At 57.0% G+C, this 11,662-nt stretch carries 10 protein-coding genes; 2 read left to right on the top strand and 8 right to left on the bottom strand.

Annotated elements, in window-relative coordinates; genetic code table 11:
* Positions 1 to 2: 2 nt before the first annotated feature.
* Together EGT74_RS23640 and EGT74_RS23635 are read right to left on the bottom strand one after the other, a co-directional pair.
* Positions 3 to 1,670 (bottom strand): serine hydrolase domain-containing protein, encoded by a 1,668-nt coding sequence (locus EGT74_RS23640; protein WP_123849092.1) that lies wholly within the window; start codon positions 1,668 to 1,670, stop codon positions 3 to 5.
* A 30-nt stretch (positions 1,671 to 1,700) separates the two neighbouring features.
* Entirely contained in the window at positions 1,701 to 3,134 is a 1,434-nt protein-coding gene (locus EGT74_RS23635; RefSeq protein ID WP_123849091.1) for a serine hydrolase, read from the bottom strand.
* Positions 3,135 to 3,233: 99 nt separating this feature from the next.
* Here EGT74_RS23635 and EGT74_RS23630 point away from each other — a divergent pair, with 99 nt between their 5' ends.
* Both EGT74_RS23630 and EGT74_RS23625 read left to right on the top strand, forming a co-directional pair.
* Positions 3,234 to 3,746 (top strand): methyltransferase domain-containing protein, encoded by a 513-nt coding sequence (locus EGT74_RS23630; RefSeq protein WP_123849090.1) that lies wholly within the window; start codon positions 3,234 to 3,236, stop codon positions 3,744 to 3,746.
* Between the two features lie 43 nt (positions 3,747 to 3,789).
* Positions 3,790 to 4,512 (top strand): DUF4197 domain-containing protein, encoded by a 723-nt coding sequence (locus EGT74_RS23625; protein ID WP_123849089.1) that lies wholly within the window; start codon positions 3,790 to 3,792, stop codon positions 4,510 to 4,512.
* 53 nt (positions 4,513 to 4,565) lie between these two features.
* Here the strand turns inward: EGT74_RS23625 and EGT74_RS23620 are convergent, their stop codons facing one another.
* From EGT74_RS23620 to EGT74_RS27285, 6 genes are all read right to left on the bottom strand, one after another.
* Positions 4,566 to 5,429, bottom strand: a complete 864-nt coding sequence (locus EGT74_RS23620; protein WP_123849088.1) for a DUF4886 domain-containing protein — start codon at positions 5,427 to 5,429, stop codon at positions 4,566 to 4,568.
* Between the two features lie 110 nt (positions 5,430 to 5,539).
* The gene (locus tag EGT74_RS23615) at positions 5,540 to 6,091 is read right to left on the bottom strand and encodes a DUF3347 domain-containing protein (protein WP_123849087.1); all 552 of its coding nucleotides are present in this window, start codon (positions 6,089 to 6,091) and stop codon (positions 5,540 to 5,542) included.
* A 20-nt stretch (positions 6,092 to 6,111) separates the two neighbouring features.
* A complete protein-coding gene (locus EGT74_RS23610) occupies positions 6,112 to 7,326 on the bottom strand; it encodes an efflux RND transporter periplasmic adaptor subunit (protein WP_123849086.1) in 1,215 nt (404 codons plus the stop codon).
* Positions 7,326 to 8,513, bottom strand: coding sequence for an efflux RND transporter periplasmic adaptor subunit (locus EGT74_RS23605; protein WP_123849085.1), 1,188 nt, complete (start codon positions 8,511 to 8,513; stop codon positions 7,326 to 7,328). The genes EGT74_RS23610 and EGT74_RS23605 overlap by 1 nt, the downstream gene beginning before the upstream one ends.
* A complete protein-coding gene (locus EGT74_RS23600; RefSeq protein ID WP_123849084.1) occupies positions 8,491 to 9,744 on the bottom strand; it encodes a TolC family protein in 1,254 nt (417 codons plus the stop codon). The genes EGT74_RS23605 and EGT74_RS23600 overlap by 23 nt, the downstream gene beginning before the upstream one ends.
* Positions 9,728 to 11,662, bottom strand: a complete 1,935-nt coding sequence (locus EGT74_RS27285) for an efflux RND transporter permease subunit (protein WP_123849083.1) — start codon at positions 11,660 to 11,662, stop codon at positions 9,728 to 9,730. The genes EGT74_RS23600 and EGT74_RS27285 overlap by 17 nt, the downstream gene beginning before the upstream one ends.

Raw genomic sequence — 11,662 nt, 5'->3', positions numbered from 1 at the left:
CCCTATTGTATTTTGTTGAACTTCAAATGCAGCACCCTCCCGTCGTTGACCTCAAAACCGGTCACTTTGCCGCCATCGCGGAGCACATGCAATTTCGACATCCACCACCAGTTCGACAGCAGGTGATCGGGCCCTTCGAAGCGCAGCGGCATGTCGTTATACTTGCTGCTGGTCATCACCAGCCCACCGTCTTTCACCACAATGCGGTAGCTGCATTCCAGCTCCGGGCTGTAATAGGTACCCGCATAAGTGTTCAGTACCTCGCTGGTTTTCGGCACGGGCACGGATTTTTTCAGCAGCGCCGTTTCTCCCGGGGAAAAGGTCACCAGCGCTGTAGTGTCTCCGCTGCCGGAGGCATTGAACACATATGAAACGGCGGGTGTGCCCAGCGTATAAAAAGTATCCTTTTTTTGCTGCAGCAACTCCGATCTGCCGAAGGCATCGGCGTAGAATTTGTTATCGTTCAGGCGGAATTTCATCTGGGTGCCTTCGTCCGAAATATAACTGCCTTCGAACGGGCGTATCAGCGCGGCGTTTTTCAGCATGGCGAGACTGCTGTCCGGCTTCGGTGCGGGTTTTCCTTTTTCCGGGGCGGGTATAAACAGGGCGGCCAGTTCCATGGCCCTTTCTCCCGGGTTAAAATCCGCCCGGTTCGCCAGCACGATGAATCCCATTTTCAGGTCCGGGAAAACCGTCAATGTGGTACGGTAACCGGCATCGGCGCCGTTGTGCGCCAGTCCCTTCCGCCCCCGGTAAACAACATGGCTGATGCCAAGGGCATAGTCGATTTCTTTCCCGTTGTTGAGCCGTGTTTTTTGTGCGAGCCGTTTGATATCTTCCGCAGTGCCGGCTTTCGGCGCATAGAAGTTCATCACCCATTTGGCCAGGTCGTTGATATTGGTGAACAGGCTTGTGGCGCCGGCGTTGGAATAACTCAGCACCGCGTTATGGAATTTGCCGTCGTCGCCACGGAAGTAGGAATAGGCGCGGTTGTACACTACTTCGGTATAATCGTCGTGAAAGTGTGTGTCCCGCATGCCCAGCGGTTTGAAAATGGCCGAGTCGGTGAACTGGCGGAGCGTTTTCCCCGTCACCGCCTTAACGATCTCCGCGGCCATGGTGTAGCCGCTGTTGCAATAGTTAAATCGTTCACCGGGTTTGAAATTAAGCGCCTGCTGGCGGCTGAGTATCTTGATGATCTGTTCCTGCGTGATCACATCATCGAGCCGGGTGCCGGCGGTGGCCAGCAGCTGCCACTGGTCGCGGATACCGCTGATGTGATGCAGCAGCTGCGCGATGGTGATCTTTTCTTTCAGGTCGGGGAACCAGGGCAGGTATTTTCGTACGTCATCATCGAGCTGCAGCCTTCCCTGCCTGGCCAGCAATACGATGGCGTAGGCGGTGAATTGTTTGGACACGGAAGCGACGTGAAATATGGATGCGGGGGTATTCTGCATGTTGTATTCGAGGTTCGCCATACCGTAGCCTTTGCTGAAAATCAGCGAATCGTTCCTGACGATGCCGACAGTAAAGCCGGGACTGTGATCGTTATCCCATTTTTCGAAAAGACGGTCGATTTTCCGGAGCGTACTGTCCGGCAGTCCGGCTGTTTGTGCTCTTCCATTCAGAAAGGCAGCGCATAGCATAAGGAGAATAATACAGGGTTTCATGATGATACATTTTTTGGGATGATGCCGCTGTTATGGCCGCAGTTTCTTCAGCTGGTCCACAGCGTTTTTGTTATCGGGATTCAACGCCAGTGATTTTTCGTAGTACTGAATGGCCGGGGCTTTGTCGCCGTTTTCCATCAGGGCTTCCGCCAGGCTGTCCCACACATTATACGACGCCGGGTAGTCCTTGGAGTTCTGCGTGAACACGGCGATGGCTTCCGGGTATTTTTTTTCGCGGAGGAACATGTAGCCCATGTTATTCATCACATCTTCGCTGAGGGTGTGTTGACGGTCGCGCAGATAAGCCGCCAGCGCCGCCGCCGCTCCTTTGCTGCGGATGGCGTCTGCCAGCTGCACCGCAGCCGGGTCAAATTCCGCGTATTTCACATAAGCAAGGATATCGCGCGGGCCGTTGCCCAATGCCAGGCCGGTCATCTCCGGCGCGATGGCGAGGCCGTTGGCGCTGTTGGTGAAATACACCAGGCCGTTCCGCGTATCGATATCCGCCACGAAGAGGGCCTTTGCGTCGCCCTGGTCGCCCCAGTGCCAGCAGTAACGCCTTTTGGGCGTTATTTCCAGCCCGATGCCGAGGCCCCAGGCCAGTTGCGGCTTTGCGGTATCTACTTTTACCTGGGATGCGAACATTTGCCGGCGGGAAGATTCGGATAACCCCGTGCCGTTGAGCACGGCCGCCAGGAAGGTGGCATAATCCATCGCCGTGGTACGCAGGCTGGCGGCCGCGTTGGCGTTGGGATAATCCGCCAGCCACGAGGGTTTGCCCAGCCAGCTGTGACGGGTAGCGTATAGCTGCCGCTGCGCCGGGTGAAACACCATGCTGCTGTGCGTCATACCCAGCGGCACGAACACCGATTGCTGCAGGAGCTGTTCCAGCGGCATGCCGGTGATTTTCTCCATCACTTTTGCCAGGAATACGAACCCTTCGCCGGAATACCCGAAGCGGGATCCCGGATCAAAATTCACGGGCAGCAAAGAATCGCCACGGTTGCGCCAGTTCGGGAAACCCGCGGAATGCGAGAGTACGCGGCGTGCGGTGATGCCTTTGATGCGCGGGTCGTCGCCGATCTCGTAGTTGTTGCCGAGGTATGCGTACAAGGGCGTATCGAGATGCAGGCGGCCCGCATCCACGAGCCGGAGGGCCGCGTAGGCTGTGGCCACTTTGCTCAGGGATGCGGCCTCGAATATGGTGGAGTCGGTCACCGGCGTTTTATCCGTCGCCTGCGCCGTTCCGAAATGGGCATGCCAGACAGGTTTACCTTCGCGGATATACGCAGCGGAAAGCGCCGGGATGTAGTTATCACGGATCAGTGAGGGGATGTTCTTTTCGAGGCGGCTGACGGCAGTGCGGGCCGCGGGCTCCTGGGCATGAACAGAAACAGTCAGGGCGCAGGTGGCGAAAAGAAGAACGGTCTTCACGATAGCGGCAGGCAGGTTTGAAACGCGCATGTGGAAGGGGGTTTAATCCGTGTACGTAATTTAATCAATACACCGCTAAAAAACAATCCGCCATTTATCTTATCTTTTCATCTTGGCAACTTCCTCCTCATGAAACTGAAAGACGCGATTTCCCTCCTGCTACCTGCAGGCATTGAACAAACCACGCCGCAGCAATGGGCCGACCTGGGCAGCGGCGAATACCTTTTCACCCATGCGCTGGCTACCCTGCTCGCCCCCCGCAGCCGCATCTACGCCGTCGATAAAATAGCGATGCCGCCGGAAAAGGGCGAGGTCGACATTCTGCCCGTAAAGGCTGATTTTGTGGCCGACGAACTGCCCCTGGAGGCGCTGGACGGCATCCTGATGGCCAATTCCCTGCATTATGTGGCCGACAAACCCGCTTTTCTCAAAAAAACAGCCGCTTTTTTCCGGAAACAGCCGCTGTATATCGTGGTGGAATACGATACCGAGGTACCTGTGCCTGTTTGGGTGCCTTATCCCGTGTCATACGCCAAACTCGAAGCATTGGCCGCTAAAATGGGGTATAACCGGGTGCAACGGCTCGGCAGTTATGAATCCTTATATGGTGGCACGATGTATGCAGCAGTGATACAGGGATGACGTTTAACGCCAGTTTATATATTTGCACCAAAATACACCTGTCATGAGACGCATTTGTTTTGCCAGCTTTTTATCCATCATCGTGCTTAGCGGTTGTGAAACCACCCAGCAGATCATCAACAACCTGCCCACTACTACAAGCGGGCAGCCGAACAGTTTCCAGATCGCATCCGGGTTGAAAGAAGCGCTTACCATCGGTACCCAGAACACTGCTAACCGCCTCTCTGCGCCGAACGGCTTTTTTGCGAATGCCGTGCTGAAGATCCTGATGCCGCCGGAAGCGCAGAAAGTAGAGAATACCCTGCGCAGCGTGGGATTGGGCAATGTGGTCGACAAAGCCATTCTCGCCATGAACCGCGGCGCGGAAGAAGCGGCCAAATCCGCGGCGCCCATCTTCATCAACGCCATCCGGCAGATGAGCATCACCGATGCCATCGGCATTCTTCGCGGGGGCGATTTCGCCGCCACCAATTATTTCAAACAGAAAACCACTTCGGCGCTCACCACTGCCTTCCAGCCGGTGATCAGCGCGGCGCTGAAAAAAGTGGACGCCACCAAATACTGGGCGGACGTGTTTACCGTGTACAACCGGTTTTCATCCAAGCCCGTGAATACGGACCTGACGGCATATGTCACGGAAAGAGCCATCAGCGGTATTTTCCATGAAGTGGGGCTGGAAGAGCAAAAAATCCGCCGCGACCCTGCGGCCCGTGTAACCGAATTATTAAAGACCGTGTTCGGCAGTTCGCTGGCACAAACGAGATAACAAAAAAGGCGGGAGCATATGTGCTCCCGCCTTTTTTTATCGCATGCCGTCCGTTACAGGGCGGCCACTACTTTCCTGAATTCCGCGGCCATCGCATCCGAAACCGGCACGGGCTTGAACTTCACTTCTTTCACATTCCCTCCCAGCAGCGTACGGTACCATACCAGTGAACCGAGGTAACAACCGGCCGTATTCGCGTGGTTGGCGTCGAAAGTGAGTTTGTCGTTGTTCCATTTGTAACCGACGTGCAGGGAGTTGGTCTGGTCGGGCAGTTGCGGCGGTTTGGGCGTTGCAAAATCATAGGCCGCATCTCTTTTGTAGCCCCATGTTTTGTCGTCGTCCATCGCCCGGAAGGCATCGCCGGTAGGGATAACCGTCAGGCCCAGTTCTTTGGCGATCCGGTGATAGGCGGCCCTTACATGACGGTGCATCTCCTGAGCGGTTTTAGCTCGCTCCTCTCCTTTTATTTTCCCGAATGCTTCCGCATCGTTGCGGTAAGCCCAGGTTTGATGGATATAGATTTTTGCTTTCGGCTGAAGGGATTTGATCAATGCCACCAGCTGGCGCGCATAAGGTTGATAAGTAGCCGGGTCGCCGGAGAGCAGGGAATACTGCTGGATGGTGACCATGTCCCAGCTGCCTTCGCCCAGCATTTCGCGCAGCGATTTTCCTTTATAGGCTTTTTCATCCGCTTCGGCCAGTTTCCAGTGGCGTTCCAGTGAACAACCGCCCAGTTCCGCGCGGCCGATCTCGAGGTCGATGCCGCCTTCTTTCGCCAGCTGGGGCAGGAAGCTTGCCGCGTTACCGGAAAAACTGTTGCCGATGATGAACAGGCGTGTCTTTTTACCATTCTGCGCCTGTACGGTAAGGCATATGCTCAATAGCACATACAGGCAAATTCTGAATCTCTGTAGCATGATGTTCGTGTTTAAGCGAACGGTTAAATTATCATTTCGCTGCTAATAATCCAAATAACAAAGGCTGCAGGCCCCCCGCCCGCAGCCTTCCGGATGGCCTCCTTACCCTGCTACTGCACCGTTTCCTTCACTTCCCCGCAGGTCAGCATGGCGTCGCCGAAATACGGGTTTTTGATGTCTTTGGAGGCGCTTATCCAGTATCCGCCCTTGTCGTTCATCGCCATCGGGCAGAAATCCACGTACAGCGCGCCGCTGCTGAGGCCCGATTTTTTCACCAGCCCGATCATCTCATTGCTCAACGAGGAATACGCCGTGCGTTGCGCGTCGATATCCGCCGCCGCCATGATTTTAGCCGCATCCGCCGCGAGTTTGTCCCCGCCGGTCACTTCCTTTGCACCCGTTTCGATGGCATTGCCGGCGATTTTGGCTTCCGCCGCGTCACCTTTCACGAGGGCGTTGGTGAGGTGAACGTAATGCTGGTAAACGGCATTCAGTTTGTCGTCTTTCAATTGCACGGCTGCCGGCGCCGCCGGTGCGGCGGCATGATCGTGGCCGGCGTGATCTTCTTTGGCGGCTGTTTTTTCGGAGGTTGCGCTGCCGCCACAGGCTGCCAGCAGTACCGCCGCAGCCAGGGGACATGTTACTTTCAGGAATTGTTTCATGATGATGCGTTTATTGTTGATTAATGTTTATGATTCGCCATCGGATCGGCGCCTTTTTTTAGGATGTATTCGCTGTATAGCAGGTAAGCTCCGGTCACCACCACTTTATCGCCGTTTTTAAGACCGCTGGTGATTTCCACGGCATCGAAGTTCTCCACTCCCGTTTTCACCATGCGCGGCGCGTATTTCCCTTTGGCGGTTTCGAGCCACACATGGGTGCCCTTACCATCCCTGATCACGGCATCCACCGGTACGCTCAGTACATCGCCCTGCGTGCCCGCCGGCAGCAGGATGTTTGCCTGCATACCGGGCTGCCAGCGGTTACCGGGGTTGGCGACCGTACCCCGCAGCTGCATTACCTGGCTGCCGGGCTGCAATGCGGGATTGATGAACTGCACCGTCATCTGCTGCGGTTCCTGTTCCCAACCGGCCACTATCACTTTCACGGATTGCCCGGGTCTGATGGCAGCCGCTTCCGCGGGATACACGTCCGCTTCCACCCATAACTGCCCATACCCTTCGAGGCGCATGATGGCGCCGCCCTCACCCACGTATTGCCCTTCGGCTGCAGAAAGCTCCGCCACCACACCGCTCACCGGCGAAGGATAAGTGATGTAGGGATCGGTTTTCCCCGCCTGTACGAAACGGTTGATCTGCGCATCCGACTGGTCATACAGCACCAGCTTCTGCCGCGCCGCCTTTTCGATCTGCTGGAAGCGCGCGTCGCCGGGGAACTGCGTAGCCTGCGCTACGGCCAGCAGGTACTCCTGTTGCAGCGAGGCGAGCTGTTCCGAATAGATCTTATACAACGGCTGCCCTTTGCTGACGGCCACGCCGGTTTCCTTGACGTACAGCTTTTCGATGCGGCCGGGCACACGACTGGAGATCACCGCCGTTTTTTCCGGGTCGATGGCAAGGCGGCCGTTGAGCTGTTTGAAATTATGCAGCGCGCCCGCGCCCACCGTGAGCGTGGTGATATTGCCCAGCGCCACCTGGTTTTCACCGAGCGTCAGCGACAGATCTTTATTGTTTTTATCGAACGGCACCAGGTCCATCGCGCAAATGGGACAGGTCCCCGGTTTATCCTGCACGATCTGCGGGTGCATGGGGCAGGTGTAGGTTTGCTTCACCGCCGCATCCGCCGTTTTTTTATCTGTTCCCCCGCAGGCGGCCAGCACCAGTGCGGGTGCAATGGCGGCCCATGCGATGGCTTTGATGAATTTCTTTCTTTCCATTACGGTTGGGTTTTAATAAAACTTTCACTGTCTACGAGGTAGGCGGCGTTGGCGGCCAACTGCCATCCGCTGATGTCCGTACTGATGCGCACCATGCCCTGCACGGCGCCGTCCGCCTGCACCGCTACCGGTACGAACGAGCCGTTTTCCCTGCGGAATACCACTGCCTTGTTGCCGAGGCGCCATACCGCTTTTTCCGGCAGCCACCATCCGGATGTGTAGACGATGGGCACGTGTGCGGTGAGCAATTGTCCCGGCCTGAAGGCGTTGTTTTCCGGGTACACTCTTGCCAGCGTAAAATTCTGCCCGTTACGGAACACGGGCTCGATCAAACCGATGTTGCCCGACCGCAACGCCGCTTTTTCCGACACGGGGTGGAACAATAATTTCTGGCCTGGCCGCAGATAAGCCGCCTGCGATGACGGAAAAGAAAACTCCGCCACCAGGTTATGCGCCTGGTAAATGGTGAACAGCGATTGACCGGCGCCGACGTACTGGCCTTCCCGCAGCATCACAGGGCTGGCTGCAGGCGCGGCGGGAGCGGGCGCGGCACTGCTTCCTCCCGCACCCATCTCTCCCATTCCGTCGCCGGTTGGCACGGCAGGCGCAGCGGCTGAGGGTGCTGCGTTGGCTGCCGCCGTTTTTTCAAGAATGTAACCACTAGCCGGACTGTATACCGGCACACGATAGATGATCTTTCCTGTTTGCAATACGCTGTTGATTTGTGCCGGTTGCATACCGAGCAAAACCAGGCGTTGCCTGGCGCCCGCCAGCATCTCCGGGCTTTTTTGCGCCACGAAGAGCAGTTCCTGTTGCGCGGCAGCGAGATCGGGCGAATAGATCTCCATGATCAGCTGCCCCTTCTGCACAGGCTGGTAGTTGTACCGGATCAGCATCCGTTCGATGCGCCCGCCTACCCTGCTGGCAATGCCGGTCTGGTTGCGCGTATCGTATGCGACAATGCCGCTGGCCTGGACCGTAAAAATGCGGGTGCCCGTTTCCCCCGTCACTACCGGCATATCGGTTACCACCCGTACGTTGACGGGTTGCGCCAGCGCCGCCACCGCACTGTCTACCCGCTCTTCCTGGTGACCTTCCTTGGCCGCAGGAGCGCCGGGTTTGGTGTTGCAGGCGGCTACCGTAAAGAGCAGCCCGCACAATATGCTAACGATATAATTCTTTCTCATAGTCGACGATCATTTCGTAGAGTTTCAGTTTTTCATCCAGCACGTTCAGCTGCATCATGGTGAGTGCCTCCCACGCGTCGATGACGTTCGGCAGGGCGAGTTTGTTTTCCTGGTAGTTCAGGAAGCCCGCGTCGAGCGTTTGCCGCAGCGAAGGGATGATCTTTTCTTCCATGGCCGTCACCCGGCGCTGCATGGTTTGTATTTCATACTGCATCCCGTACAGCATGCCCTGCGTTTCCTGCAGCATGGCGGCCCTTTCCTTTTCCATGGCCTGTATATCGTACTGCATGGCTTTGATGCCGGATTTGTACATCTTCGACGACCAGGGCGCGATGGGAATGCTGACCATGCCCATGGCGCTGTAAGCCTTGGGCATCATATCGCCCAGCGGCCGCATATGATCGAAGCGGATCCGGAAATCGGGTTTCTTTTCGCGCTGCATGCTGGTGATGTTCAGCTGCATCGAACGGATGGTCGCATCCATTTTGAACACGTCTTTCCGCACGGTGGCCAATGCGGCGGTATCGTAAGAAGCCGCTGCGTCGAATGCCGGCACCAGCATGCTGTCTATTTCAAACGGCGTATTGCCGGGCATGTTCATCAGGCTGTTGAGCCAGGCGCGGGCTTTGGCGATGGTGCCTTCCTGCATGCGCACCATGTTCGCGTTCTCCTCTATTTTGGCGTTCGCTTTGAATACGCCGCCCAGCTGCGATTGGTTGTACGGGTAGCGCACCTCTTCGATCTTCTTCATGGTGCGCATGATCTTGTCGTTCTCTTCCAGTACGGCTATGCGCTGCCGCGCCACGAGCCAGTTGTAATAAAGGCGTTTGGCCTGCGCCCTGAAATCGTTGAGCGTTACGGCGCGGCCGGCGCGTTCCACATCGCCCTGCGAGGCGATGTACCGTTTTTTGGCCTGCAGTTTCGCCGGGTTGGGAATGTCCTGTTCGATCTGGAGCATCAGGCTGCCTTTGTCGCGGTCGTCCATCACCATTTTCCTGGAGTAAGGCGTCATAAAAGTGCCCACGCCCACCATCGGCGCCATCCAGGCGGTGGCGGCATCGGCGTTGTAACGGAAGCTTTCCGCTTTCAGCTGGTACGACTGCAGCAGGATGTTGTTGCGATCGATCCGCTGCAGCACCGTGTCGAGCGGCAGCACCGGCGCTTCCTGCGCCCGGCCGATGCCCGGCAGCAGCAACAGGAGCAGCGGGATATATTTAGTGATTCGTTTCATGTATTTCAAGTTTACCGTACTTGCGTAATTCATATTCCTTCGTCATTAAAAAGATGAGCGGCGTCACCAGCAGGATGTGGGTAGAGGATGTCAGCACCCCGCCGATCATCGGCAATACGATGGGTTTCATCACGTCCGTGCCCACGCCGGTTGCCCAGAGCACCGGCACCAGGCCGAAGAGCGACACGCACACCGTCATCAGTTTGGGCCGCAGGCGTTTCGCCGCGCCGTGAATGACATATTCCCTGAGATCGTCGCGGGTAATGGTGGCCGCCGAATTGCCTTTCAGCTTCACCAGCTGCTGCATCGCATCGTTGAGGTAAATCACCATCACGATGCCCGTTTCCACGGCTATCCCGAACAGGGCGATGAATCCCACCGCCACGGCTACCGACAGGTTGACGCCCCAGAACCAGATCAGGTACGCGCCGCCGATCAGGGCGAAGGGTACGGTGATGAGGCTCAGGAAAGCTTCGCGGATGGAATGAAATGCGAAATACAGGGAGAAAAAGATGATCACCAGCACCACCGGCGCAATCCACATCAGGGTTTGCTGCCCGCGGATGAGGTTTTCATATTGCCCGCTCCATTCGAGGTAATAACCGGCCGGCAGAATGCCGCTGGCCTGGTTCATCTTGTCCACCGCCTCTTTGACGGTACTGCCGAGGTCGCGGTCGCGCACGTTGAACAGCACGGCCCCGCGCAGCATGGCGTTTTCGGAAGTGATCATGGGGGGACCGTTCTCAAATTCCACATCAGCCACGGCCGACAGCGGCACCTCCCCCATGGCCGGCGACATCACCGGGATGCGGCGGATACGCTCCACGCTGTTGCGGTAATCCTGCGCCAGCCGCACGCTGATCGAAAAACGCTGCCGGCCTTCGATGGTGTTGCCGATGGGCGCACCGCCCAGCGCGGTTTCCACCGTCTGGTTCACGTCGTCCACATTCAGCCCGTAACGCGCCAGGTCCGCGCGGCGGACGGCGATGTTGAGATATTTACCGCCCGTCACCGGCTCCACGTACAGGTCGGCGATGCCCGCCGTGCCTTCCAGCGCCTGCTTCACGCGCTCAGACACTGCGGCGATGGTATCGAGGTTCTGCCCGTACACTTTCACGCCCACATCCGTACGGATGCCGGTGGCCAGCATGTTGATGCGGTTGATGATGGGCTGCGTCCACCCGTTCACCACGCCGGGGATCTGGAGTTTCGCATCCAGCTCGTTGATGATGTCTTTTTTGGTGATGCCTTCGCGCCATTCGGATGCCGGTTTGAGCATGATGATGGTTTCGATCATGCTGATGGGCGAATTGTCCGTAGCCGTACTGGCCCGCCCTGCTTTGCCCAGCACCTTTTCCACTTCGGGCACGCTGCGGATGATCTTGTCCTGCACCTGCAGAATACGTTTCGCTTCCGCGTTCGATACGTCGGGCAGGGTCACGGGCATGAACAGGATGCTCTGTTCGTCGAGCGGCGGCATGAATTCGCTGCCGAGACTTTTCAGCAGGGGGATGGTGATCACCAGCGCCAGGATGTTGATGGCGATGGTGGTTTTCCGCCACTTCAGCACCGTGCGGATAATGGGCTCGTATATTTTTTCGAGGAAGCGGTTCACCGGGTTGGCATTGTCTGGCCGGAACTTCCCTTTCATGAAAAATGAAATGAGCACCGGCGCCAGCGTGAGCACCAGCAAGGCGTCCACGATCATGATGAACGTTTTGGTGAAAGCCAGCGGGTGAAACAGTTTGCCCTCCTGCCCGGTAAGCATGAATACCGGCAGGAAAGACGTGATGATGATGATGGTGGCGAAAAACACGCCGCGCGACACCTGCTTGCTGGCCCCTTCAATCACTTTCAGGCGCTCTTCTTCGCTGATCCACTGCGGCGGTTTTTTAAATATGTTCCTGAACCATTTCAT

The sequence above is a fragment of the Chitinophaga lutea genome (assembly GCF_003813775.1).
GTDB classification, from domain to species: domain Bacteria; phylum Bacteroidota; class Bacteroidia; order Chitinophagales; family Chitinophagaceae; genus Chitinophaga; species Chitinophaga lutea.
The sequence above is the reverse complement of the archived record's forward strand: the minus strand, read 5'-3'. Positions and strand labels throughout refer to the sequence as shown.